This window comes from Exiguobacterium sp. SH5S13, assembly GCF_004337085.1.
Classification (GTDB): Bacteria; Bacillota; Bacilli; order Exiguobacteriales; family Exiguobacteriaceae; genus Exiguobacterium; species Exiguobacterium aurantiacum_A.
In genome coordinates this window covers 17,702-41,920 of sequence record NZ_SJUS01000029.1, presented here as the reverse complement: position 1 = coordinate 41,920, position 24,219 = coordinate 17,702, and the positions used below count along the sequence as shown (strand labels likewise).

Sequence of the window (24,219 nt, the reverse complement as noted above, 5' to 3'; positions counted from 1 at the left end):
TACAATAGTGAACGCAAGCAATGGAACCTAAAAAAAATGACTCCGGAGCAATACCGGAGCCATCTGATCGCCGCATAAAAGACGACGCACTTTTTATTAAACTGTCCGAAAAACAGGGCTCAGTTCAGCGAGGAATGGCGTTTTATTATCCATCGGATTACTTACGGACTTGGATGAGCGACAAGTAACGGTTGATCATGTCGTGGTTGAAGTAGTCGTGGAAGTGGTCTTGCTTCAACGCTTGGATCGACTCATGGAACGTCGCCGGGAGCGACGAGATACCTTGGCTCTCGATCTGTTTCGCCGAGTACTCGAACAAGTCGTCCTCGTTCGGTGCCGACGGCTCGATCTTCTGCTCGATCCCTTCAAGACCGGCGTAGATGAGCGCCGCCAGTGCCAAGTACGGGTTCGCGCTCGGGTCGGGGTTACGGACCTCGACACGCGTCGAACTGCCGCGTGAAGCCGGGATGCGGATCATCGAGCTACGGTTCGACGGGCTCCAACAAATATTGACCGGTGCCTCGAACCCTGGGACGAGGCGCTCGTATGATTCTGGGAGCGGGTTCGTGAAGATGGCCGTCGCCCGGGCATGCTTCAAGATCCCTTCGATGAAGTGGCGGGCCGTGAGCGAGAGCCCGTAGTCAGACTTCGGCTCTTCAAAGGCGTTATCGACCGGGTTGCCATCTTTATCGTTGTTCCAGACCGAGATGTTCAAGTGCATCCCTGATCCGTTGACGTCACGAAGCGGTTTTGGCAAGAACGATACTTTTGCCCCTTTTTCCTGCGCCGCGAGCTGGACGACTTCCTTGAAAAACTGGATGTTGTCCGCCGTGTGCAAGGCGGTGTCGTATTTGATACCGATCTCGTGTTGGGCCGGTGCGACCTCGTGGTGGACCGCTTCGATGTTGAAGCCGACCTCGCTCAAGCGGTTGGCGATATGTTGGCGTACTTCGTAGCCCTTATCTTCTGAGCGTGTCGAGAAGTAACCGGCCTCGTCATAAAACTCGCCGTTTTCGTCAAAGATGAAGAATTCTGGTTCGGCCCCTACGAAGATGGAGTAACCGTCACGGGCAGCGCGCTCTAACGCGTCTTTCAACACGTTGCGCGGGTCAAACTCGTAACGTTCGCCGTCTGGTGTGCAGACGTCACAGAAGAAAGCGAGGATGCTCTCGTCACCGTCTTGTTCGTAGCGTGGTCGATCTAAATCCGGTCTCAAGAATAGGTCTGAGTTTTTGATAGAAGAAAAACCGGCGATTGACGAGCCGTCGAACATCGTCTTCCCTTCAAAAACTTCCGGCAACAACTTTGCAGAAAGAGTCAACAGCTTCAAGTCTCCGATCACGTCAGAGAAATACATGTGGATTTGCGTAATCCCTTTCTCTTGGACCGTTTTTTCAATCTCTTCTTGCTTCTTCCTATTGCCGTCCTTATCAGTTCCGAATAGATTTGCCATGATTCTTAAAAACCTCACTTAATTTATTTGACAGGTCATCACTGTCATGACGTACCATACGTACGCTTCTCCTTAAGTCATAACCTACTTTTTAAAAAGTTAAACCCCTATTCTTTCGATTTTAGCGTCTCGGCATCGATGAGCACGCTGCTCGGGAAGGAAGTGCGCGGCCCCGCTCGCGCGTTTGTTTTACTCGTGGCGGACCGCGTAGACCGTTGATGCTGCTATAAAAATCTGAGTTCGAAGTGGCTCATTCTCGTGACGCTTGGTATGATGGGTAGAGACTGAACAGAGAGGAAGAACGCTGTGAATATATTTATGACCGGTGCGACCGGATTTTTAGGAGGGCGGCTCGCCCGCGAACTGATTGCCCGAGGACACCGACTTTGCGTCTTGGCCCGAACGCCACAGAAAGTGACGGCGATGTTTACGAAGAGTGAACTTCGTTCGATTGACGTGCTCGCCGGTGATTTGACGGCTCCGCTCCTTGGAGCGGACGAGGCGTTTATCCAATCAAACGTTGATCAATTCGATTTGGTGCTCCACATGGCGGCGCTCGTCAAATTCGACGAAGAATTGCGCGAGGAGCTGTTCGATACGAACTTGACGGGGACGAGACAGGCCCTCGCTTTGACGAAGGCGTTGCACTGCCCCCGCTTCTTCCATGTCAGCACGGCCTACACGCTCGGGGCTCGTGAAGCAGGGGATGAGACGCTATATGCGACGGACCAACCGTTCCATAATCCGTATGAGGAGAGCAAGGCCCATGCCGAACGCGAAGTATGGGCGGCCCGACACGACCTCGCCGTCTCCATTTTCCGGCCGGCCATCATCGTCGGCGACTCGAAAACCGGGGAAGCCGACTCGAAGTTCACGATGTACGGTTACATGCGCGCCCTCGAGGTGTTCAAGCGCCGCCTCGAGCGTCGAGGTGCCCCGGCCGAACCGATCCGTCTGCTCGGCTCGGAGACCGGTACGTCTAACCTCGTGCCGGTCGATTACGTGGCCGACGTGTTGCTCGCCGCCATCGAGCACGCCCGCCCGAACATGATTTATAACGTGACGAACGATGCCCCGCCCCGGAACGAGACGATGCTCGAGTATATGAAGCAGGCGCTCGCGTTCCCGCATCTCAAGATCACCGAGACTCAATCCTCAAAGCTCAGCAACGTTGAGCACACGTTCAACGAGATGGTGAAAGTGTTCAATCCTTATTTAAATCGTAATATCGTCTTCAACGATCAAAATACGAAGCAACTTTTGGCCGATGCCGGCTATAAGCCGCTTGATTTGGATGAACGGTCGCTCCGCCGGATCGTCGATGCCTACTACGATACGAAGTGACATCAAAAAAACGGACCTGACAAATTTGTCAGGTCCGTTTTAAAATGGTCACTCAACCTTTGTAGCAAACGAGAACGATTTTACCGTCCTGAATCTCACTTTCAAGTGATTCGACCATCTGCTTCGTCAACCCGAGGCTCTCGAGCTGGTCTAGGCGGTCATCCGAGTTTTTCGTGAATTTTGACACGAGTGATTCCCACATGCCTTTCTCGGTGATGCGGTAAGGCTGCACACCCGCTTCGGCAGCGAGTCGAATCGTCAATTCTTCATCTTTGGCAAATAAGTAAATGCTCTCATTGACGCATCCGCCCGACACCATTCCATTCACTTCATGGTCGACCGAAGTCATATCTGGCACAATTCTCGTTTCTAACATCTTTCATCCTCCTAAACATTCGCTTTCTAAAATCGAATAATATACTATTCCCGAAAAGTGAGTCATAAAACCCGATTGGACGAATCGTTTTATTAACAAGAGGTCAATGTATCGTGTAAGACCAATATTCGATTTCGAAGTGGTCGATGAGCCCTTGGATGCGCTGTCGCTCCCCGGCTTCGGTCTCCACCCCTTCCCGTCCGACTTTTATCCGGAACAGCTCGGGTTGCGAACTGAGCTTCGAGACTTTGTACCCGGCCTGTTGCAACAGGCCCGAAACGATTTCAAGTTTCTCGCGCTCAGGCGATTTGAACGTATGCGACACTTTCATAACATTCTCCCTTCCCCTTTTTCTCTGACGTATTGTATCATATCAACCGGGAAGTACCGCCGTGCTATCAAGTTTTCATTGATGATATAATAAGAACAATGAGACAAGGAGTGATTGAGATGCCGAGACAGGATATGAACACAATCATGCTCGACTATATGAATGAGAAAGAGGACTATGAGGCGTTCGCCGCCAAGCTGAAGTCGCTACTGAGCGAACTGTTGGACGATGCCGGGATCCAGTTCCACTCGATCGTCGCCCGAGCGAAAGAAGCCGAGAGCCTATATGCGAAACTGTCCCGCAAGCCGTACCAGTACCGGTCGCTGCGTGACGTCCAAGATTTGGCCGGGATCCGGATCGTCACTTATTTTCATGATGACGTCCGCGCCGTCGCCCATATTCTTGAAGAAGAGTTTCGAATCGACCGCGAGCAGTCGATCGACAAGTCGACGTTGCTCGACCCGAACGAGTTCGGATACCTGTCCGTCCATTACGTCGTCGGATTGAGCGATAAACGGCTCGCTCTCGGTGAATATCGCCGTTTTGAGGAGAAAGAGGCCGAGATCCAAGTCCGCTCGATCCTCCAGCACGCCTGGGCCGAGATCGAGCACGATTTAGGTTATAAGAATCCGAACGCGGTCCCACCGGAGATCAAGCGCAGCTTCAGCCGTGTCGCCGGACTGCTCGAGATCGCGGACTCGGAGTTCGTCAATATTCGCAAACAGTTGCGCACGTTCGAACAAGAGACGGTCGAACGGATCGTCGAGTCACCGGAAAAAGTCACGATCACCCGCGATAACTTGAACTACTATATCGCCAACGACGTCACCGTCGAGAAGCTTGATAACGCCATCTTCCAAAGCGACTGGCTGCTCGAGACCGACTTGTCGACCATCGTCGAGCTGACGCGCATGTTCCATTATGCCGAGATCCGAACGTTCCAAGATTTGAGGGATACGCTCGATCGTTACTTCAATCGAGCCGTTCAATGCGCGACGCTACTGCCGTCCTCGTTGCTGCCGCGTCAAGGGATGGGCGTCGTCTATGCTGTCCTCGCCAAACTGCTCGCGGAAGGCGATGATCAACAAATCGAATTCTTCTTCCGTCGGTTTTATCCGGACTTGAAGCATTACGACGAAATCATTCAAGAATTGCGTATCCAAGAAGAGCCATCATAACTTTACAGACTTCATGTTTTTGTTGTAGAATGTTTCTATGTACTGAAATATATGCAAATAATGATTTTTTATAGAAGGGACTTTCGAGGATGACAACACCTGTACACACGGCATCCCGTCGCCAGCTCGTCGCAGACGCTGAGCGTGGGATTCGCATGAACTACCGCGGAGTGAAAAAGAACCTCCGCTCGATGTTTTCGCAATACTTGACGCGTAACGAATTCTTCATCCTCCGATCGCTCTGTCAAAATAGTCCACAAATCGCCTCGGCTTTATCGAACGAGTTTCAATTCTCGGCCTCGATGATCACGGCCCTTGCTGATGAGTTGACGAAAAAAGGCTTGATCTCGCGCGAACGCAGCGAGCGCGACCGTCGTGTCGTCGAACTTCAAGCGACAGAGGAAGGCCGTGTCTTGTTCGAAACGCTCGAACACATGAAAATCGAATACTTGATGGACGTGTTCGACGATTTTTCAGACGAAGAATTGGTCCTTCTCTCGAAGTTGCTCGACCGCATGGACGCCTAAGGCGAACCAGACTTTATAGTGAATACGACTTAAAACAAGCAACAGGTCCCGAATCATCGGGACCTGTTGCTTGTTTTAGATATCAGATTCATTCACCTAGCCGCGCCTGATCGGCTGCCTGTTCACGCGCCCTCATCTTTTCATTCCATCTTCGGTGCTCTTCAAAAAATAAGTCTTGCTCATTATGGAGACACATTTCTCTCATTTTCTTACTCAGTTCCCGTTTCTCTTTCACTGAGTCACGACCTAACACGAACTGCCAAGTCAAATATATGCCGATCGCAAGTAGGAAACTGCCGCTGCCATTCCAACTCTCTCATAACTGATTAACCAAAAAATAATGGACAGTCCTACATTGGCGATGTGTTTTCTTTTTAGCACGCTCTGTTAAATCCCCCGTCAATTTATTCAATCAATTTTCCGACAGTTTATAATATATCAAAAAACTCGGGATGATTTTCATCCCGAGTTGAAAAATTGTGCTATTGCTTAACAATCGCCGTGACGACGATCCGGTCTCGATACCCATGTTCTGGGTCATAAGGACCCGCACACGTGATGAGTTGAAGACGAACCGATTGTGTCGCCGCGAAAATCGAGGCGAGCGGAACATCTTCGACCCGGTACCGTTCGACTGACACGACCTCATATTCGATCACTTGCTTGTTACGTTGGAGCGTCACCTGCTCTCCAAGTCGTATTTGATCAAGATTAGCGAAAATGGCCGGGCCTTGTAAATCGTCTAAATGTCCGGATAAGACGACGTTGCCTTTCGCTCCTGCTTTCGCCCCGTAACGATACCAGCCGACCTTGTCTGCTTCAGCCGGTGTGTCCATCCGGTCGTATCGGTCTTTACCGACCGGTTGGATGACAGTATCGACTTCAATAGACGGAATCTTCAGTCGTTCTGGAACGAACGTCTCGGTGTGAAAGGACTGACGATCGATTTCAGTAGCGGCCAACACGAGCGGTTCTGCGAATCCGACAGTTGAAAGTTTCGCATCTACGTCCGGGGCATCCGCTACTGGTGCTACCATGAGGAACGAGAACGTTCCGATCAAAAGTAGCTTAAGCGTCTTGTTTCTGACGACGAAAGACGTAGAAGCCAGCTGCTGCTGCGCCAAGTACTGCTGCTGCTAGCAACCAGTTCATTGAAGCTGTCTGAGCGAGACCGCCTTGACCAGTCTCAGGAGCTTCGGCCATTTCTCCACCATCAGCTGCGAGGAGTACTTCGAAAGCCGGTTCCCCTTCAAGAAGGCCGATTGCGAATGCCGTATAGTTTTTACCGCCTTCGAGGGCGACGCCGTCAAGCGCTTTTACGACGTCAGTCGCGCCAGCTGGGCGAACTTCAAGATCGTACGTTCCAGCATCGAGTGTACCGTAGTCACTGACTGCTTTGAACTCGAGGTTAGAGAAGAGTGGGTCTCCACCTTTTGGAGCTACATCGACTGCAGGTGCGTCAGGTGCGAAGTGAGCGACGCGGACTTTCGATTTGCCATCTTCAAAGTTGGCGTCATCTTCCATCGCTGCGATCTCGATGTTTGCAAGTTGACCGATCGCTGCCGCTGTGTAGAATTTACCAGCTTCGATTGAAAGGTCGGCTGCGACGACGACTGTCTCAGTGTCGCCTGCTGGTTTGATTTCGACGTTGTAGTCACCAGCCGGTAGTGTCAAGTAATCCGTAAGCGCTTTGAACTCCGCGCCTTCGACTGCGACTTCACCGTTGACATAGACGTCCACCGCAGGGGCGTCAGGCGAAGCGTGGAGCACACGGACCATCGCGTTCTCGTGTCCATCTGCACTGACTGGCAGGATGAACGCGAACGCTAGAGCGAGTGTACCAAGTAAAGACATCAATTTCTTCATGTGAAATTTCCTCCTTTTTTTCCTTGGGTTGACCGATTGACTGCATACGACAAGTTTGATGCGATGCTGCATAGTGTGCTACATCTGATTGCTATGTAGCTGGTGACATCTTAAACTTAAGACAACAGGACAATGGCGTAAAGATGACGGTGTGCTTCGAATATGCCAGTCGGCACATTTGGTTGTTGCCGTTTTCTTTACATAGTCTTCCTTCCCGTTTCCATAAATTTAAAAACCCCGTAACGACATGTTACGGGGTTAAATGTGCTCGGGCCCATTCGATATCGTTGACGAAGACCGCATCGACATCGATCCGTTCGAACCGTTTCAGCTGTTCGGTCGTCTTGACCGTGTACGGACGGACCTTGACACCGGTCTGTTGAATGAGCTTGATCTCGTCATCGGTCATCGTTCGGACACTTGGATGAACGCCTGTCGCCCCTAACTTGTTCAAGTAACCGGCCAAGTCGAACAGCGGTTGGGCGATGAGCGCGGCAGACTCGTACTCGGGTGCTAACCGCTTCAACCGGTAGAGCGTCTCATGATTGAAGGAAGAGAACAGGACGCGGTCGGCCGGGAATCTATGGGCTCGCAGCGTCTCGACGAGTCGGTCTTCGATCCCCTCGTACCGGTCGATGTCCGTCTTCACTTCAAGGTTGAGACAGACGTTCGTTTCTTTTACCAATTTTAACAGGTCGTCTAGCGATGGGATGCGCTCCTCGAGGTCGAATAAGACACCGGCGTTGTATCGTCCGAGCTCGGACAACGTCATCTCGGCAATACGACCCGACCCGTCTGTCGTCCGGTCGATCGTCTCATCGTGAATCAAGACGAGGCGACCGTCTTTCGTCAAGTGGACGTCCGTTTCAATCCCGTCGGCATGGGCGGCGAGCGCCGCGCGAAACGCCGCCATCGTGTTCTCCGGGAACTGGTTCATCACCCCACGGTGCGCGAATAGCTTCATCGGAAGACTCCTTACTCGGTGACGTATTTTTTCGTCAAATAGCGGACGAGCGGACGGACCGAGATATCGTCCCCGGTCACTTGCTTGATCAGCTCGTTCGGGGTGAGCGACTTGCCGTGGCGATGGACGTTCGTCTCGAGCCACTGTTTGATCGGACCGAACTCGCCTTCATGCACTAACGTCTCAAAGTCGGACCGTTCCGATTTGAGCGTCTCGGTCAACTGCGCCGCATAAATCAATCCGAGCGCATAGCTTGGGAAGTAGCCGAATGAACCTCCGGCCCAATGGACGTCTTGCAATACACCTTTCGCATCATTCGGCACCTCGACGCCTAAGTACTCTCGATATTTCTCGTTCCAAGCGCTCGGCAGCTCGGCGACGGTCAAATCACCTTGGATGAGTGCCTTCTCAAGCTCGTAGCGGATGATGATATGGAGGCTATACGTCAGTTCATCCGCCTCGATCCGGATGAGCGATGGCTTCGCCTCGTTCACGCCCGCGTAGAACGTATCGAAGTCGATATCTTGAAACGCCGGATGCCGTTCTTGTAGCCGTGGATAGACGCTGCGTAAAAATGCTTCGCTACGCCCGACGAAGTTTTCAAAGAAGAGCGACTGTGACTCGTGGATACCCATCGATGCGCCTCCCCCGAGTCCGACCTCATCGAGCGCCTCGTCGATCTGTTGCTCGTACGTCGCGTGGCCCGCCTCGTGCATCGTCCCGAACAGGGCGTTGCGGAAGTCCGACTCATCATACTTCGTCGTGATCCGCACGTCGCGGCGGTTGATCGTGATCTCGAACGGATGCACGGTCGCGTCGAGGCGACCACGGGACAAGTCATAATCGACGACCCGCATCCAATCGTGACAGATCTGTTCTTGCACCGCCGCCTCCATCGACCAGTCGAGTTCATGCTTGCTCGACTTCAACTGACGGATCAACGGGACGAGCTCGTCCCGTAGCGTCTGGAACAATTCGTCGAGTTGTTCGACGGTCATACCCGGTTCGTAATCATAGAGCAACGCATCGTACGGGTGCGTCTCATATCCGAAATATTCCGCGAACTTACGCTGGAACGCGACGATTTTTTCTAAATACGGGGCGAATGTGCCCCAATCGTTCTTGTCTTTCGCCTTTTCCCATGCCGTCTCGGCTTCAGAGACAAGTGTCACGTAGGCCTGATACTCCGCCGGAGGGATCTTGGCGTTCCGTTCATATTGCGTCTTCGCCACGTCGACCGAGCGGACCTCGGTCGGTGTCAACTCTTCGGTCGCCGTCATCTCGGCGAGCAGTTCCGCGAACGAATCGCTCGTCTGACGTTTGAACGCCTCTGTCGACAAGTAACCGATCGTCTCGGCACGAAGCGGGGCCGACTGTTCCGGCATCTGTGTCCGCATGTCCCAATATAGTAGCGAGATCGCCTCATCGAACGCACGTAACTGTTTGAAATGTTCACGCCATTGCTTTGTAATTTCCATCTGATTCCCACCCCTATGACAGTTGTTTCCTTACCTCTCTACTTTAATCGATGTGACGAAAAATGCCTATTCTTTCGACACATCCACTTTTCGCTCATAGTGGAGCGGCTTCGTCGCCGGACCTTCAAGGACGTTTCCTTGCGTGTCAAAGCGCGATCCATGACATGGACAGTCCCAAGACCGCTCCGCGTTGTTCCAATTGACGCCGCAACCCATGTGCGTGCAACGGGTCGATACGAGATGACAGTTGTTGTCGAGATCCCGATAAGCGCCGACTTTCTTGCCATCGACGTGAACGACCCCACCTTCGTCGAGTTGGAGGTCGTCGAGCGATCCCGGCTTCTCGAGCGTTCCTTTGACGAATTGGGCAGCTGTGTCCAAATTCGTCTTCAAGAACTGACCGACATCCGCCGGTTTGAACTTCGAACGGAGCGGATCCAACAGTTCGGTAAACCGGTTCTCGTGACCGGTCAGTAGGTCGGCGAGCAACAGTCCGGATGCGATCCCGTTCGTCATACCCCATTTGGCGAATCCGGTAGCAACGAAGATGTCCGGTTCACGACTGAACATTTGACCGACGTAAGGAAGATGGTCCAACGTGATCAAGTCTTGGGACGACCAACGGAAACTTGATTTTTTAGCGCGGAACGCATCATTCGCGAACTGCTCCAACCGGTCGTAGCGCGTGCGCGTCTCTGTCACGTGACCGCTCAGATGCCCCTCCCCTCCGACGAGGACGTACGAGCGATCGCCGTCATCGAACGTCCGGAACGAGCGGCTCGGCGAATCGACGCTCAAATACATGCCGTCCGGCACGGGACCGTTCGTCTCGCAAGCGACGATGTAGGATCGTTCGACCTCAAATTTCGAGAAGTATAGTCCACGGATGTCGTTGAACGGATAATGCGTCGCGACCACGACTTGATCGGCTTGGACACGGCGCCCGGTCGATGTCGTGACGATCGGACGCGGGCTTTGGCTGATCTCCGTCGCCCGTGTTTTCTCATAAAGCTTCCCGCCCGCTTCGACAAAGCGACGCGCCAGTTCGTTCAAATATTTCACCGGATGAATCTGGGCTTGGTCGCGGATGACGGCTGCTTGTTGTACCGGAAATGGAAAGACTGCGTTGACCTCGTTCGTCGCATCCCCACCATTCAACCCGATTTTTTGATACGCCTCGATCTCGGAGGCGAGCTGACTCGAGCTGTCGATCGTATAGAGATATGAATCTTTCAGTTCGTAATCGATGTCGAATCCGGTTTCGACTTGACGTCTCAAATAGTCGAGTGCCTCATCGTTGAACTCATAGTAAAGACGTGCCGTCTCTTCATTGAACGTCTGCATCAATTTCGAATAGATGGCGCCATGCTGGACGGAACATTTGGCCGTCGTGTGCCCGGTCGTGCCGCGGCCGACTTCCATCGCTTCGAGCAGGACGACCTGCTTGCCCCGGTTCTGAAGCTCATAGGCGGTGACGAGTCCGGCGATCCCCGCCCCGATGACGACGATGTCACAAGAAACGGAACTCTCGAGTCGTGGATACTGTAGGGTGCGATCGTGTTGTCGCCACAATGAATTCGTGAATGGATAGCGATGCATGATGATACCTCCTTTAGGAATGAACGTGTCTGCTTATGTGTATACCCATTCCCTTCTGTTTCATCACTCGATAAATATTGACCTGTTTCTCGATTTTAAAGACGATTTCATTGCCCGACATCCATTATGGTAGAAAAGTAAACTATGAAGGAGCGATTGCAAAGTGAAACGTACCCGTAGACATCGTAGACAGACCTATATAATGAGACGCTTGACCGTCGGATTGATGCTTGTCGGAATGATCGCGATCATTCCGGCACTCATCGGCTTCAAGCAAGAAACACCGGTGACATCTGATCCGAAGGCGCCGGTGGCCGAACCGGTCAAACAAGGACCGTCTTTCCCGGATATCCCGATCCAAGAATGGGTAGAAGATTCCACTTTGACCGCCGACCCGGAACAGGTTCTTGTCGGGGCGATGACGTTCGTTGATTTGACGGACGGTGTCGTCTTGTTGGACAAACACGGGGAGGAGCGTGTATACCCGGCCAGTACGACCAAGCTGATGACGGCATTGCTCGCCTATGAGAAAGCGGCGGTCTCCGGCGAACTGGACCGCCCCGTCGTCGAAGTGCACGCGACGACGCTCGACATCCCCTGGGACAGTCACATCGTCCATCTCGCCGTCGGCGACCGCCTGACCGTCCGGCAAGCGCTCTACGCGACACTGCTCGAATCAGGCAACGATGCCGCCAATAGCTTGGCGGAGTACGTGAGCGGCTCGACGGCGGAATTCGTTGAACTGATGAATGAACGGGCCCGCGTCCTAGGCTTGACTGGCACGAACTTCAAAAATGCCCACGGCTATTCGGACCCGGACCACTATACGACGGCACGCGACATGGCTAAAATCACTTATGCGTTCGGGACGTATCCCGAACTCATCGAAATCGCTGGAACGTATGAGTACGAGGCGAAGTTCGAAGACAAAGATGGACTGATGAAGCGACGATGGTGGTATCACCTCGGGTCGGCGATCAACAACCGCAGCATCCACTACTCGGACCTCGTCAAGGCGACGAAGACCGGCTATACCGACGAATCGGGCTACACGATGGTGTTCTTGATGGAGCATCAAGGCAAGCAGTACGCGCTCGTGACGATGCAGGCGCGTTCCGGACAGACGTTCCCGACGATGCGGCTCGTCGAACAACTCGCATTCGGACGTCAGGCTGAATGAACGTTACATATGACGAAGACCTGAACTGATCGGTTCAGGTCTTTTTTTGTGGCGTGTTCGTCTTCAAAACAGCCGCTTATATTACAGGGAGATTACAGAGGCATTGCCTCAATATTTCTAATCGTCAGAATATTTAAACTTTTTGAATGAAAAATACCTTGCTTATCCGTTGGTATAATAGGCTTTAGAGCCGTTTTTATGAAAAGATGACAGTTTGCAATCACTCTGAAGGTCCGTTAAGGTTAGTGACAAGTTCGGATTATCAGTTTGGGTTCGTCATCTTTATGGGAGGATTCCCACATTTCAAACCAAAACTGTTGAACAACATTGAAAGCGTACAGGAGGTAATCAAATGTTATGGCAAGAATGGGTATCCATCGCGCTTTACCTCGTGATGATGCTAACTATCGGTTACGTCGCTTATAAGCGAACGACCGACTCATCAGATTATATGTTAGGCGGCCGCAAAATGGGGCCGGGTGTTACCGCCATGTCAGCCGGAGCTTCGGATATGAGTGGTTGGATGTTAATGGGTCTTCCGGGGGCAATGTATGCCACAGGATTATCAGCGATTTGGTTAGCCGTTGGATTGGTCATCGGAGCTTACTTGAACTACTTGTTAGTCGCTCCCCGTCTACGTGTCTTCACGGAGATGGCAAATGACTCGATCACGATTCCTGACTTTTTAGAGAATCGGTTCCGAGATCACTCGAACTGGCTACGGATCCTATCAGCGTCCGTTATCATCATCTTCTTCACGTTCTATACGTCAGCTGGACTTGTGTCTGGCGGGAAGTTGTTCGAAAGCTCGTTCGGGATCAACTATCAGACCGGTGTCATCGCCACGATCAGCGTCGTCATTCTTTACACGCTCTTCGGTGGGTTCACTGCTGTTAGTTGGACAGACTTCGCCCAAGGCGTCATCATGTTCATCGCACTCGTACTCGTACCGTTCGTCGCTTTGACAGACGTCGGTGGCATGACGAACGCCGTCAACACGGCGACAGCGATCAACACCGACCTGTTCGACTTGTTTAAAGGGACGACAACGCTAGGGATCATCGGTCTCCTCGCTTGGGGACTCGGTTACTTTGGCCAACCGCACATTATCGTTCGTTTTATGGCGATCAGAGATGTGAAATCATTGAAGGCGGCACGCCGGATCGGTATGGGCTGGATGACCGTCTCGATCATCGGTGCGGTCATGACCGGCCTCGTCGGTATCGCCTACTTCCGTGGTCAAGGCAATCCGCTAGCAGACCCGGAGACGGTGTTCATCCGTTTCTCTGACGTCTTGTTCCACCCGTTCATCACCGGATTCTTGCTCGCAGCGATCCTCGCAGCCGTCATGTCGACTGTATCGTCGCAATTGCTCGTTACGTCGTCGGCGTTGACTGAAGACTTCTATCGTAAGTTCTTCAACAAAGATGCAAGCGATAAAACAATGGTACTCGCCGGTCGAATCGGCGTATTGACGGTTGGTGTCGTGGCGACACTCATTTCGCTCAGCCCATCGAACACGATCTTGACGCTCGTCGGTTATGCTTGGGCCGGATTCGGCTCGGCCTTCGGTCCAACGATCCTCTTGTCGCTCTATTGGACGAAGATGACTCGCCAAGGCGCACTCGCCGGTATCCTCGTCGGTGCCATCACGGTCATCCTTTGGATCGTCACGGGACTCTCGAGCGTCATCTATGAGATGGTGCCAGGCTTCTTCTTGAGTATGCTTGCCATCGTTCTCGTCAGCACGTTCACGAGCCAACGCGAACAAAAACGGATCAGCCGTGAGTTCAGTGAAATGGAAACAGAACTTGCTGCCGCTAGAAAAGATTAAGTCACATAAAAACGCTCGACCCAATTCACGGGTCGAGCGTTTTTTGTCGGTTGTACTTCTTTAGTACATCGTCCCCGCCATCACCCAAAGTTGGAGTAAGAACGTGGCGAGCACGAGTGCGAGCATGGCATTTCTCATCCATCGATTTCGGTTCCAATAATACGCCATTAAGACGAACGGATGAAGCGCGGTCAATTCGTAGGGATTGAACCAAAACCAAGTGAGGATCAAGACGAGCAGGAAGTAGAGCACCGATTTCTGTTTCGTGGCACGGTACTCGCGCCACATGTCGTAAGCCCCTTTAAAAAAAGCGACGAACGTGACAACCCAAAACACAATAACAATTATATTATTCAATCACCTTACCACCTTCATGAGACGTTTTCGAAATAGAAGCCACCCCAGTAAATATGTCGATACGTGAACTCCTTGCCGCTCTCGGCCGTGATCACGATCTCATCTTCGGTCAAGACGAGCACGTGAACGGGGACCTCCCCTTCCCGTAGCATCGGGCTGAACAGCTGGAACTGCTTGTTCAACCACTTTCGTTCCGTGAAGTCACGATAGTGGTGCAGTGCCAACGACGGGTGGACCAAGAACACTCCGACGATCAAAGCGATGGCACCAGGAGAAGCGGAGAGCTCGATCAGTAAAAACAGGACGAGCACGAGCGACAAGACCGCATAGCCGAATTCTAACAGCTCCATCAAGGAAGCCCGGCTGGCGACCACGTATTGGATGACACGAAACGTGACGTACAGCAGGAGGCTGACCATCAAGTATTGCGAAAATGGAGCGGTACTCATTGAGATATCCAAATAAAAGAGTACCGGTAATAACATGACCCACTTCCATAATTGTAAGGCGAGGTAAAACAATGTTTGATCGATGAAACGACGATTGTGTACGAGCCGTTGCATATCCATGTTTCCCACCTCCGATTAAAAGATGTGTCTTAACGGTATCATTCCCTCAATCGTTGAATGATAACAAGCATTTGCAGGTCAATCGGAAATTTCTTTTTGTTCAATGAGCGTGGCGTTCAATAGCCCTCCGAGGAGGATGATGGAAGCCGCCAAATAAAACCAAACCAACAAGATAATAAACGCACCGAGCTGACCGTAAAACTGTTCGTAGTTGGCATATTGAGAATAGTAGCTGAAGACGTTGGAAACTGTCAATATGCCGATAGTAGCGAGTGATGCTCCGGCCCAACTGTCACGGAACGTCCCGCGATGACTCGGCAGCCATTTGTAGACGAGCAGGAAGACACCAAACATGACGAGCGTCCCGACGACCCAGCGGAAGTAAAACCATATTTGCGCATATCCCGCAACGATGTCGTCGACAAAGATGATCCGCGTCGACAGTTCGCGCAACGCGGTCTCGACGACAGGGATGACCAATGAGAACGGCAAAACGAACATGAGCGCCAGTGTGACGGCGATGTCCTGGAGAGCCCCTCTTAAGAACGACTTGTTCCGGATGAGGCGATACGCATCATTCAATGATCGGACGAGCGACTGGACAGCCATTGATGAAATCCACAGTGCCGGCAAAATGCTGAGCGACGCCAGACGCAGCCTCGAGTCATCAAATATCGCCTCGATGTTCCCTTCTAGCAGTCGGTAGCTCGCTTCCGGCATGACGAGGGACAGCGCCGAGATGACGTCCCCGCTCGTGAACGGGAGCCATCCAACAATGCCGAGGACGAACAGTAAGAACGGAAACGTCGACAAGATGAAATAATAAGCCAACATCGCGGCTTGATCGAAAAAACGTTCGGCAAAAAAGCGCTTGAATAAAACTTTAAACGTCTGTATCATGCTGTTTACTCTTTTCGTAATTTATTTAATATAAATGCGGTATGTGAAATAATAATATTGTTGCTTGAAAGGCAAGAATACGACAGTCGTTGCCTATTCTTGCCTCGTCCTTAACTGATGTGTTCTCGTTTCGATTCCCACGCCTCGAGATGTTCCTTGCCCGGCAGATCGACGTCATCGCGCGAGAACACCGGATCCCGTCCGGACCGTTTTTGGGCGACGTAATCGTCGAGCAACAGCTTAGCGACTTTGCTGAGACGGAAGATGGCGTACATGTTGACGAGCGCCATCAATCCCATGAAGATGTCGGCGATCGACCAGACGAGTCCGGCCGAGCGGACCGAGCCGAACATGATCATCCCTAGCACGGCGATACGATAGATGACAACATACACTTTCCGTTCCGAGATGAACTCGATGTTCGTCTCTCCGTAGTAATAGTTCGCTAAAATCGAGCTGAAGGCGAACAGCAGGATGGCGATCGTCATGAGCGTCGTCGCGACCGGTCCGATCTCCGTCAACAGTGCCTCTTGCGCGAGCTCGATACCTTGGAAGTCTTCAGAACCGGGAACTCCGGAGATCAAGACGATCATCGCGGTCGCCGTACAGATGAACAGCGTATCGACGAAGACACTGAGCGATTGGATCAACCCTTGCTTCACCGGGTGGCTGACCTCGGCGGTCGCGGCGGCGTTCGGCGCCGACCCCATCCCCGCTTCGTTCGAGAACAAGCCGCGCCGTATACCTTGAAGCACCATCGCTCCGACGGCCCCGCCGAACAATTCTTGGAAGCCTAGCACACCTTCTGAGAAGATGGCCGAGAACACGGCCGGAACGACGTCGAGATTCGTCAGCACGACCCAGAGCGCGAGCAAGATATACCCACCCGCCATGATCGGGACGATGATCCCGGACAGCGTCGAGATCGACCGGATCCCGCCGAAGATGACGATCCCCGTCGCAACGGCCAAGATAACACCAACCCAGACCGTATCGATGGCGAAGACGTTATTGACAGAAAGCGCGATCGTGTTCGCTTGCACGGAGTTAAAGGCAAAGCCAAACGCGAACGTGATGAGGATCGCAAAGACGATCCCGAGCCAACGTTGACCGAGCGCCCGCTCGATGTAATAGGCTGGTCCGCCGCGCCATGCCTTGCCGTCATGCACTTTGTACACTTGGGCGAGCGTGCTCTCGACGAAAGCCGAGGCTGAACCGATCAAGGCGATGAGCCACATCCAAAACACGGCCCCAGGCCCACCGAGCGCGATCGCGGTCGAGACACCGGCGATATTTCCAGTGCCGACCCGTGCCGCTGTCCCGATGGCGAACGCCTGGAACGAGGATACTTGCCCTTTCTCATGTTTGAGCCCTTTGATGAACAATAACTTGAACATTTCCGGCAACATTCTAAACTGCACGAATCCCATCCGGATCGTGAAGTAGATCCCACCGGCAATCAATACAAAAATAAGCACATACGTCCATAACAGGTCGTTCGCTTGCATGACCAATTCACGGACATCCACTGCGCATCCCCTCCTTTTAGGGAGTTCTTACCCTGTCTAGCCCCGCCAGAAACGATTTCGTCACCGTGTTGCCGCGTCTAGTATTTGTTCACAAAGGGCATGGGTCGTCAAGCTGTCCTCGGCGCGAACACAACCGTTCGGCTTCCCGTTCAACAGTTTGAGAAACGCGTCGATCATCGTCGTAAAGCCGCGCCGCGTCAAATTCGACTCCCACGGGCTCAAGGCGCGCTCGAGCATGCCGTCGGGCGTAAAGTCGTAGACGCGCTCGACGTCTCGAGAGACGCGTTTTAGACCCGGTGACATCACTTCCATCACTTCTTCGGTGCAGCCGTTGTCCCGGTTCATGATGCCGACCGCCTCGACGCCGCCGGCCGTGAAATTGATCTGGAGCTGCTTGAGCGTATCCCCTTCATAACGCGTCCGAACAGACAAATCCTCGACCGGATTGAGACCGGTCAAGTAACGGAGCGTGTCGACGACGTGGACGAAGTCCTCGATGATGAACTCACGCAGCGTCGCCGGCTGATATGTACGATTCTTTTGGATCAAGACGAGGTTCGGGTTCTCGACTTCTTTGAGCGCCGCCGTCGCCGTCGCAAAACGACGGTTGAAGCCGGTGACGAGTTCGACCTCGTGCTCGTCTGCGAGCCGGACGAGACGTTCGGTCTCCTCGAGCGTGAACGTGACCGGTTTATCAATGAAGACGTGGACGCCTTGCCGAAGGGCGTACTCGGCTTGTCCGGCATGCGCTGACGTCGTCGAATGGATCAACACCGCATTCATCTCACCGAGCGGGACGTCCTCAAGCGTTCGGAAGTGACCGCTGAATCGATATTGACGGACGAGTTGTTCCGCTTTCTCCTTATCTCGCGAGACAAGATAAACATCTACCCCATCTAGCCCGGCATAGACCGGTAAATACGCTTTCTTGGCAACATCACCTAAACCAACAACGACTAATTTCATTTCAACATCACTCCTCTTTCGATTGACTGCATAAAACCCCAAAGCGTCGGCCCGGGGTCGATGGTTCATTTAATGGACCGCTAAAATTTCAAAACTTGTGATCGGCTTACGAATGGCGTCCGATACGATTTGATAAAGATCAGCGAGTTGCTCGTTATCGTTCAAGTCCGGCGTTCGATCAAGCTCGACTTCACACGTTCGTGTCGTCTGCTCCTTGTCTTGAAACGCATATTCAATCGTGTATAGTTGCATGAGACGTCTCCTCTCCACTATGTATACGTATGTATAACCTGTAACCGAACGATTGAAACGCTTCAAGTACACCTAGTCAAATCGTTCATGTTATATATATTCAGAAATCCTACAATTTCCAATCTTAAGCCTTGTATAATCATTCAAAGATTCCTAGAATGAACAAGTATGTACCAAGTGATTAAAGGAGTTTTTAAATGAAAGCACGATTTACTTATTTAGCCTTACCGCTGGCGATGTTTCTACTGGCCGGATGTAGCACCGAAGAAGAGACGTCTCCTATCGATGATACGATTGAAGTGACCGATTCGCAAGAAGAATCGTCCGATATGGCTGAGTCTCAAGCAGAATCCGTTGAAGTGACCGATTCACAAGAAGAACCTGCTGTCGAGACGGAAGCGGAGGAACAACAACCGACTAGCGATCGCTTCTCCGGCTATGAACGTGTCGAAGTCGACGGTGGTGATTTGTCTGGGCATCGCGAGGCGAATGTTGTCGTCGACGTCGGTTTCGGGGACCGTGAATATTGGGCGTTCACGAACGATCACGGGCAACTCGTGAAAGTGACAGCTGACGAGATCATCCTACAAGATGATGAGAGCGAGGACGTCACCTCGTCAGGACGCTACTACTGGGACGAGGCGAAAGTCCCCGGCGTTGAACATCATTCGTTAGATGAAGGACATGTCATCGCCGATTCGCTTGGGGGCGTCTCTAACGCCTTCAATATCACCCCGCAAGACAGCACGCTCAATCGGCACGGGGACCAGGCTTATATGGAAAGTGTGATCCGTAGTGCGGGCGGAGCGACCGATTTCGAGGCCATCATCACGTATCCGGATACCGAGACGCAAATCCCGTCGAGCTATCAATACACATACACGTTGAATGGCAATGTCATCGTCGACAAGTTCGACAATGTGAACCCGGACGAGGTGAACGAAGGGCTCGGATTGACCGAAAGTGAACCAGAACCGGAGGCTACTCCCGCTCCTGCTGCAGAGCCGGTTGGCGACGTATCAAGCGTCGATGCGAACGGGAACGGGCAAGTGACGATCCAGGAAGCGAAAGACGCCGGCTTCAGCATGCCGATCACGAGCGACCACTGGCTCTACCCGCATATGCGGGATAATGACGGGGATGGAATGGTCGGCGAATAACACGTAACCTCCCCGCGTGAGTCAACTATTTTTACCGCCGATTCAACAGTATACGTGACGACGCTCTTTCTAGTTAAAGGAAGAGCGTTTCTTTTTGTTGAATATGATATGCAGTCGAATGTTTCACGTTTCTCTTGAATGATGGTGAATCGGGATGGAACACAAATTTTCAAATTTTTAACCCCGCCTTATTAGGAGTTATTGCTGTCAGTACGGCATACATATAGTTTAGGAGGTTCAAATATGAAACGCTTGGTGGGTTTGCTGATCATTACGCAAACAATTTTGTTTGGCATGTTAATCTTTCAATTGAATGAATTAGCTGATTCTGTCTTACAGGCTGCATCTTACGTAGCAACACAAGAAGGATCGCTTGCATGGGGTGGAAACATCTCGCCTTGGTTTTTGTTTTTACTTCTCGGACTGACATTGCTAGGCGCCTATTTAACGTTTTCTAAAGAATAAGAAGCGTTTTTGTCGTCCGAACAGAAAAAGACCATAGACATGTGTCTACGGTCTGAAGTCGCTCTAAAAGCTATTTTTGTATCTACGTGCACTGACGACTTACTTACCTTCTGAAGTCGGCTCGACAGCACGTCTCGGCGGACGCTTGCCGAAGAACTGGTAGTACTGCGTCTCGATGTTGCCGTTATACAGCTTACGGCGCTTCGTCGCCGGGCGGCCGTAGGCTTTCTCGAAGTCTTCGTAACTCGTCAACATATAGACGCTATAACCCGGATATTTGGCATATTGCTGCCCGATCCGCTCATACAGTTCGATGATTTCGTCTTCCGTCTGCAACCGCTCACCGTAAGGCGGGTTGCCGATGATGATCCCGTAATCCTCGGTCGGCTTGAGCGCCGCCGCATCGGTGTGGACGAACGTGATCGCGTCACGGACGTCGGCGAGGTCGGCGTTGTCTTTGGCGAGTTTGACCATGCGCGGGTCGAGGTCGATGCCGTAAATCTTGAGCGGCTTGTCCCACTCGGCTTTTTCGTTCGCTTCATTGATTGCCTCGTACCAAGCTTTCTTCGGTACACATGGCCAATCTTGCGAACAAAATTCACGGTTTAACCCCGGTGCGATATTGCGACCGATGAGCGCGGCCTCGATCGCGAGCGTCCCAGAGCCTGTGAACACGTCATAGAACGGCATGTCCGGCTTCCAGTTCGTCAGTTTGATCATCGCTGCGGCCATTGTCTCTTTGAGCGGTGCCTGCGAATGCAACTCGCGGTAGCCGCGACGGTGGAGCGCGTCACCCGACGTGTCGATCGTGATCGTCGCCACATCTTTCAAGAGCGCGACTTCGATCGGATAGAACGCGCCCGTCTTCGGAAGCCATTCATCCGGTTTGTTGTAGCCGTGTTGCATCGCATCGACGATCGCTTTCTCGGTGATCTTTTGGCAGTCGCGGATTGAGAACAGCTGCGACTTGACCGAGCGGCCGTCGACGGTGAAACGGGCGTCCCACGGCATCAGCTCTGTCCAAGGCAAGTCGACGACACCGTCGAATAGTTCCGTGAACGTCGTCGCCTTGAACTCGGCGACGACGAGTTTGACGCGGTCGGCCGTTCTGAGCCAAATGTTCAAACGGGGAATATCCTCCATCTCGGCGTCGATGTAGACGCGTCCATTCTCGATTTCACACGTGTAACCGAGGTCACGTACTTCTTTAGCGACGAGCGCCTCGATGCCCATCGCTGCAGTTGCGATCAGTTTTCGTTTTGCCATATGATCCCTACTTTCCTAATTCGTAATTGTTAAGCGTAAAATGGTCAAGTAAAAAGGAGCTCAAGTAAGATTGCTTGAACTCCTTGTCAATGTAAGTTGAGACTATGCTGCCCTGTAAGCCATGTTCTGTACTCCGGTGCTCGTAGCGGTTTCCCTGGCACGATGGAGTGACAATCATCTATCTGCGCCGCTTGGCGCCTTCCGTCCCGTTCGATTCCAGTCAGGAAGTTCCCCTACCATAGTTTGGGTTTCTCGCTCGTGGGGTTTACCTCGTTCCACTCTGAACGTTTCCGAACAGACTCCGTCACTGTGGCACTTTCAAGAAGCTTGCACCGTATCCGAGGACTTAGGTGCTTCTTCTGCCGTCAACTTGCGTTGCCTACACTTATCTTTTCGTGTAGCACGATCACTACAGCCATCACAGGCTGTGCGAGCATGGACTTTCCTCAAGACTTGCGTCCCGCGATTGTCCAGACTTCATAGTCACTTAATCATTGTAGCGGATATTGCCAAATATGACAACTAAGAAACCGAACTTGATTTTCATTGGCGTCAGCGCTAAAATAAGGCGTGTTCCATTGAACAAGGAGGGATTTTGATGCGTCAAGATGCAAAGAAAGGTTGGATCCAACGACTGACCTATGTGATCGAGATCGATGACATTAAAGCGCTCCACCCGAACAACGGCGTATTCGCCTTCTACCGTAAAAATCGACTCGTCCGAGGATTTGAGCCGTTTGACATTAAAGGACCGAATGAATTGTCTAAACGCGCTTATCACTTCGATCACCATAACTTGGCCCATTTACAGGAACGTTTTCCTGAATCGATTCCTTTATTCGACGCGTCGAAACAGACGCGACGCGTTTGGAGCGACGCCGTTCGCGTCGGTCTATGTGAAATCATCATCGACGGGAAGCTAAGTTTTGAACACATCGACGACAACGGCAACGTCTTAGAAGCGAATATCCGCTGGAGCGGTGAAGCCATCACGATCGACCAATAATGGATTGAATGAAAAACGCCCGCATCTTTCGACTCGTCTGTCGGAGATGCGGGCATTTTTTTATATCTCTTCAGTCGTGTCCGTCGTTTCTTCGACGACAGGTAATGCCGGGGCATACTTCGTCGAGACGACTTTTTCGGAGATGTCGGTCGGTTTCAAGAGGACGGTAAGGCCTTCGGCGGTACTTTTACGAACCGGAAACGTTCCCGGTATATGCAGTGCCTCATAGACGACTTGATTGTCTTTATCGAGCACGGTGACGGTCCCTTTGCGCGTCGTCGTCAGTTCGAACGTCTGCGCATCGGCCACTTTGATCGCCACGGACGGTTTGACCGGGTTCACGTACGTGAACGAACGACTGGCTGAACGTTTAAATTTCCCGTCCGTCACGACCGCGGCTAGACGGTACTGCCCGCTCGGGAGCCAGTCCCCACCGGCGAACATGGTAAAAGCCGGATTGTTTGCGGTCAACGTCTTCACTTTGCGCGTTCCCTGATAGAGGTAATAAGACGTCTTCAAGTTCGGTTTGTTCGAAAGAGCCAGCTTCGCCTCCGTCACATAACGGTTCCGTAGCGTCGCTGGTGACGTGATCGTGACCGGACGCGGCGTCGCGTCAAGCAACCGCTTCGTGTTCAGTTCGGTGTACGTCTTCCCGCTGACGCGAGGCATTTTTTGAAGCAGTCCCTCGATCTCAGCCGGTGTCAAATACGGATTGACCGACTTGACGAGCGCAAGCCCAGACGAGACCATCGGCGCCGCCATCGATGTCCCATCCATGTAGATAAAACTGTTCTTGACGCCGAGCGATAAAATGTTCACGCCCGGTGCGACGATTTTCACTTGGCTATCCATGTTGCTGAACGAGGCGACACGGCGATTCGCATCGACCGCTCCGACGGCGATGACTTCTTTCATATTGGCGGGGAAAGAAGTCTTCGCGCCGTCATTTCCAGACGAGGCGACGATGACGACACCTTTCGCCCGGGCCCGGCGGATCGAGTCGGCGAGCACTTTATCGTAATCCTGTCCCCCGAGTGACAAATTGATGATGTTCGCACCTTTGGCAACGGCCGTGTCGACGGCTTTGGCGACCGTCCACGAATCCGTGAACTCTGAGTTCTTCCCGTAGAAGACGTTATAGAAATGATAGCGGACGTTCGGTGCGAGACCGGCCATCCCAAATTTATTGTGCAGTCCCGACATGATTCCGGCCGTGTGCGTGCCGTGATAGTCGACACTGTATGGCCCTTTAATCGAATTGACGACTCGTGGTACGTTATAGAGCTCTTTATGGCTCCGGTCTGCAGATGAATCGATCAAGGCGACGACAATGTCTGACGCCCCACGGGTCGTGTTCCACGCTAAATCGGTACCGGTCTGCTTGATGTAATATTGGTTCCCGACCCGCGGCTCTGTCACAACGTACCCATGCTTCTCTAACAACACCGGCTTAGACGCACCGGCAGTCGAAGGCACGAGTAACGTCAAAGCCGTCAGTAGAAGAATTTTTTTCATCGCCTTACGCTCCATTCCAAACTTCCTAAGATTTACCCATTATCTCAAATTTTACGACGGATTTCCCTTTTTTCTTAAAAAAAGGTTGTGACATTTTTCTGACG

The 24,219-nt window shown here is 52.2% G+C and carries 24 protein-coding genes and 1 other RNA gene; 8 read left to right on the top strand and 17 right to left on the bottom strand.

All coding sequences use genetic code 11. From position 1 onward, the window contains the following. Positions 1-157: 157 nt before the first annotated feature. Entirely contained in the window at positions 158-1,453 is a 1,296-nt protein-coding gene (locus EVJ30_RS13305) for a glutamine synthetase family protein (RefSeq protein ID WP_131469457.1), read from the bottom strand. A gap of 306 nt (positions 1,454-1,759) precedes the next feature. Here EVJ30_RS13305 and EVJ30_RS13300 point away from each other — a divergent pair, with 306 nt between their 5' ends. Then, positions 1,760-2,797: an SDR family oxidoreductase gene (locus tag EVJ30_RS13300; RefSeq protein WP_131458087.1), complete on the top strand. Its 1,038-nt coding sequence runs from the start codon at positions 1,760-1,762 to the stop codon at positions 2,795-2,797. Between the two features lie 52 nt (positions 2,798-2,849). Here the strand turns inward: EVJ30_RS13300 and EVJ30_RS13295 are convergent, their stop codons facing one another. After that, entirely contained in the window at positions 2,850-3,173 is a 324-nt protein-coding gene (locus EVJ30_RS13295; protein ID WP_236634166.1) for a YflT domain-containing protein, read from the bottom strand. A 103-nt stretch (positions 3,174-3,276) separates the two neighbouring features. Then, positions 3,277-3,504 carry a hypothetical protein gene (locus EVJ30_RS13290; RefSeq protein ID WP_131458086.1) on the bottom strand — a complete coding sequence of 76 codons (228 nt, stop codon included), beginning with the start codon at positions 3,502-3,504 and terminating at the stop codon, positions 3,277-3,279. 119 nt (positions 3,505-3,623) lie between these two features. Between EVJ30_RS13290 and EVJ30_RS13285 the strand changes: the two genes are divergently transcribed. Together EVJ30_RS13285 and EVJ30_RS13280 are read left to right on the top strand one after the other, a co-directional pair. Beyond that, positions 3,624-4,682 (top strand): GTP pyrophosphokinase, encoded by a 1,059-nt coding sequence (locus EVJ30_RS13285; protein WP_236634165.1) that lies wholly within the window; start codon positions 3,624-3,626, stop codon positions 4,680-4,682. A gap of 89 nt (positions 4,683-4,771) precedes the next feature. Then, positions 4,772-5,209, top strand: coding sequence for a MarR family winged helix-turn-helix transcriptional regulator (locus EVJ30_RS13280; RefSeq protein WP_131458085.1), 438 nt, complete (start codon positions 4,772-4,774; stop codon positions 5,207-5,209). A 482-nt stretch (positions 5,210-5,691) separates the two neighbouring features. Here the strand turns inward: EVJ30_RS13280 and EVJ30_RS13275 are convergent, their stop codons facing one another. The 5 genes from EVJ30_RS13275 to EVJ30_RS13255 form a co-directional block, all read right to left on the bottom strand. After that, positions 5,692-6,246, bottom strand: a complete 555-nt coding sequence (locus tag EVJ30_RS13275; RefSeq protein ID WP_236634164.1) for a class F sortase — start codon at positions 6,244-6,246, stop codon at positions 5,692-5,694. A 31-nt stretch (positions 6,247-6,277) separates the two neighbouring features. Beyond that, positions 6,278-7,075: a DUF4397 domain-containing protein gene (locus EVJ30_RS13270; protein WP_070327221.1), complete on the bottom strand. Its 798-nt coding sequence runs from the start codon at positions 7,073-7,075 to the stop codon at positions 6,278-6,280. Positions 7,076-7,325: 250 nt separating this feature from the next. Then, positions 7,326-8,039: a glycerophosphodiester phosphodiesterase gene (locus EVJ30_RS13265; RefSeq protein WP_131469455.1), complete on the bottom strand. Its 714-nt coding sequence runs from the start codon at positions 8,037-8,039 to the stop codon at positions 7,326-7,328. A gap of 11 nt (positions 8,040-8,050) precedes the next feature. Then, a complete protein-coding gene (locus EVJ30_RS13260; protein ID WP_131469454.1) occupies positions 8,051-9,517 on the bottom strand; it encodes a carboxypeptidase M32 in 1,467 nt (488 codons plus the stop codon). Positions 9,518-9,583: 66 nt separating this feature from the next. Beyond that, positions 9,584-11,116 (bottom strand): FAD-dependent oxidoreductase, encoded by a 1,533-nt coding sequence (locus EVJ30_RS13255; RefSeq protein WP_131469452.1) that lies wholly within the window; start codon positions 11,114-11,116, stop codon positions 9,584-9,586. Between the two features lie 202 nt (positions 11,117-11,318). Here EVJ30_RS13255 and EVJ30_RS13250 point away from each other — a divergent pair, with 202 nt between their 5' ends. Continuing rightward, a complete protein-coding gene (locus EVJ30_RS13250) occupies positions 11,319-12,296 on the top strand; it encodes a D-alanyl-D-alanine carboxypeptidase family protein (RefSeq protein WP_131469450.1) in 978 nt (325 codons plus the stop codon). 352 nt (positions 12,297-12,648) lie between these two features. Beyond that, positions 12,649-14,130, top strand: a complete 1,482-nt coding sequence (gene putP / locus EVJ30_RS13245; RefSeq protein ID WP_131458080.1) for a sodium/proline symporter PutP — start codon at positions 12,649-12,651, stop codon at positions 14,128-14,130. Between the two features lie 60 nt (positions 14,131-14,190). Here the strand turns inward: putP and EVJ30_RS13240 are convergent, their stop codons facing one another. The 6 genes from EVJ30_RS13240 to EVJ30_RS13215 form a co-directional block, all read right to left on the bottom strand. After that, positions 14,191-14,418: a hypothetical protein gene (locus EVJ30_RS13240; RefSeq protein WP_236636094.1), complete on the bottom strand. Its 228-nt coding sequence runs from the start codon at positions 14,416-14,418 to the stop codon at positions 14,191-14,193. An 83-nt stretch (positions 14,419-14,501) separates the two neighbouring features. Further along, complete coding sequence (locus EVJ30_RS13235) at positions 14,502-15,050, bottom strand: hypothetical protein (protein ID WP_236636093.1); 549 nt, start codon at positions 15,048-15,050, stop codon at positions 14,502-14,504. Positions 15,051-15,134: 84 nt separating this feature from the next. Then, entirely contained in the window at positions 15,135-15,956 is an 822-nt protein-coding gene (locus EVJ30_RS13230; RefSeq protein ID WP_131458079.1) for a YihY/virulence factor BrkB family protein, read from the bottom strand. A 110-nt stretch (positions 15,957-16,066) separates the two neighbouring features. Next, entirely contained in the window at positions 16,067-17,485 is a 1,419-nt protein-coding gene (locus tag EVJ30_RS13225; protein ID WP_236634163.1) for an alanine/glycine:cation symporter family protein, read from the bottom strand. Between the two features lie 60 nt (positions 17,486-17,545). Further along, positions 17,546-18,451 (bottom strand): Gfo/Idh/MocA family protein, encoded by a 906-nt coding sequence (locus EVJ30_RS13220; protein ID WP_131469448.1) that lies wholly within the window; start codon positions 18,449-18,451, stop codon positions 17,546-17,548. A 69-nt stretch (positions 18,452-18,520) separates the two neighbouring features. Continuing rightward, positions 18,521-18,703 carry a hypothetical protein gene (locus EVJ30_RS13215; RefSeq protein WP_016509062.1) on the bottom strand — a complete coding sequence of 61 codons (183 nt, stop codon included), beginning with the start codon at positions 18,701-18,703 and terminating at the stop codon, positions 18,521-18,523. A 197-nt stretch (positions 18,704-18,900) separates the two neighbouring features. On the opposite strand from EVJ30_RS13215, the gene EVJ30_RS13210 reads away from it, so the two are divergent. Then, a complete protein-coding gene (locus EVJ30_RS13210; RefSeq protein WP_131458077.1) occupies positions 18,901-19,863 on the top strand; it encodes a DNA/RNA non-specific endonuclease in 963 nt (320 codons plus the stop codon). A 243-nt stretch (positions 19,864-20,106) separates the two neighbouring features. Next, positions 20,107-20,328, top strand: a complete 222-nt coding sequence (locus tag EVJ30_RS13205; RefSeq protein ID WP_131458076.1) for a hypothetical protein — start codon at positions 20,107-20,109, stop codon at positions 20,326-20,328. 99 nt (positions 20,329-20,427) lie between these two features. Here EVJ30_RS13205 and EVJ30_RS13200 read toward each other — a convergent pair whose 3' ends face one another. After that, on the bottom strand, positions 20,428-21,594 hold the full coding sequence (locus tag EVJ30_RS13200) for a THUMP domain-containing class I SAM-dependent RNA methyltransferase (RefSeq protein ID WP_131469447.1): 1,167 nt from the start codon (positions 21,592-21,594) through the stop codon (positions 20,428-20,430). Positions 21,595-21,704: 110 nt separating this feature from the next. After that, an RNA gene (gene rnpB / locus EVJ30_RS13195) (RNase P RNA component class B) lies at positions 21,705-22,072 on the bottom strand. Between the two features lie 120 nt (positions 22,073-22,192). Here rnpB and EVJ30_RS13190 point away from each other — a divergent pair. Then, entirely contained in the window at positions 22,193-22,600 is a 408-nt protein-coding gene (locus EVJ30_RS13190; protein ID WP_131440798.1) for a hypothetical protein, read from the top strand. Between the two features lie 60 nt (positions 22,601-22,660). Here the strand turns inward: EVJ30_RS13190 and EVJ30_RS13185 are convergent, their stop codons facing one another. Beyond that, positions 22,661-24,115 (bottom strand): S8 family peptidase, encoded by a 1,455-nt coding sequence (locus EVJ30_RS13185; RefSeq protein WP_236635524.1) that lies wholly within the window; start codon positions 24,113-24,115, stop codon positions 22,661-22,663. Between the last annotated feature and the right edge of the window lie 104 nt (positions 24,116-24,219).

Coding starts and splice junctions, on each gene's coding strand:
- EVJ30_RS13305 (WP_131469457.1), bottom strand. CDS start 1,453: ATGGCAAATCTATTCGGAACTGATAAGGACGGCAATAGGAAGAAGCAA.
- EVJ30_RS13230 (WP_131458079.1), bottom strand. CDS start 15,956: ATGATACAGACGTTTAAAGTTTTATTCAAGCGCTTTTTTGCCGAACGT.
- EVJ30_RS13185 (WP_236635524.1), bottom strand. CDS start 24,115: ATGAAAAAAATTCTTCTACTGACGGCTTTGACGTTACTCGTGCCTTCG.
- EVJ30_RS13190 (WP_131440798.1), top strand. CDS start 22,193: ATGCGTCAAGATGCAAAGAAAGGTTGGATCCAACGACTGACCTATGTG.
- EVJ30_RS13260 (WP_131469454.1), bottom strand. CDS start 9,517: ATGGAAATTACAAAGCAATGGCGTGAACATTTCAAACAGTTACGTGCG.
- EVJ30_RS13200 (WP_131469447.1), bottom strand. CDS start 21,594: ATGGCAAAACGAAAACTGATCGCAACTGCAGCGATGGGCATCGAGGCG.
- EVJ30_RS13240 (WP_236636094.1), bottom strand. CDS start 14,418: ATGTGGCGCGAGTACCGTGCCACGAAACAGAAATCGGTGCTCTACTTC.
- EVJ30_RS13265 (WP_131469455.1), bottom strand. CDS start 8,039: ATGAAGCTATTCGCGCACCGTGGGGTGATGAACCAGTTCCCGGAGAAC.
- EVJ30_RS13280 (WP_131458085.1), top strand. CDS start 4,772: ATGACAACACCTGTACACACGGCATCCCGTCGCCAGCTCGTCGCAGAC.
- EVJ30_RS13205 (WP_131458076.1), top strand. CDS start 20,107: ATGAAACGCTTGGTGGGTTTGCTGATCATTACGCAAACAATTTTGTTT.
- EVJ30_RS13235 (WP_236636093.1), bottom strand. CDS start 15,050: ATGCAACGGCTCGTACACAATCGTCGTTTCATCGATCAAACATTGTTT.
- EVJ30_RS13215 (WP_016509062.1), bottom strand. CDS start 18,703: ATGCAACTATACACGATTGAATATGCGTTTCAAGACAAGGAGCAGACG.
- EVJ30_RS13210 (WP_131458077.1), top strand. CDS start 18,901: ATGAAAGCACGATTTACTTATTTAGCCTTACCGCTGGCGATGTTTCTA.
- EVJ30_RS13270 (WP_070327221.1), bottom strand. CDS start 7,075: ATGAAGAAATTGATGTCTTTACTTGGTACACTCGCTCTAGCGTTCGCG.
- EVJ30_RS13250 (WP_131469450.1), top strand. CDS start 11,319: ATGAGACGCTTGACCGTCGGATTGATGCTTGTCGGAATGATCGCGATC.
- EVJ30_RS13290 (WP_131458086.1), bottom strand. CDS start 3,504: ATGAAAGTGTCGCATACGTTCAAATCGCCTGAGCGCGAGAAACTTGAA.
- EVJ30_RS13295 (WP_236634166.1), bottom strand. CDS start 3,173: ATGTTAGAAACGAGAATTGTGCCAGATATGACTTCGGTCGACCATGAA.
- putP (WP_131458080.1), top strand. CDS start 12,649: ATGTTATGGCAAGAATGGGTATCCATCGCGCTTTACCTCGTGATGATG.
- EVJ30_RS13285 (WP_236634165.1), top strand. CDS start 3,624: ATGCCGAGACAGGATATGAACACAATCATGCTCGACTATATGAATGAG.
- EVJ30_RS13255 (WP_131469452.1), bottom strand. CDS start 11,116: ATGCATCGCTATCCATTCACGAATTCATTGTGGCGACAACACGATCGC.
- EVJ30_RS13220 (WP_131469448.1), bottom strand. CDS start 18,451: ATGAAATTAGTCGTTGTTGGTTTAGGTGATGTTGCCAAGAAAGCGTAT.
- EVJ30_RS13275 (WP_236634164.1), bottom strand. CDS start 6,246: ATGGTAGCACCAGTAGCGGATGCCCCGGACGTAGATGCGAAACTTTCA.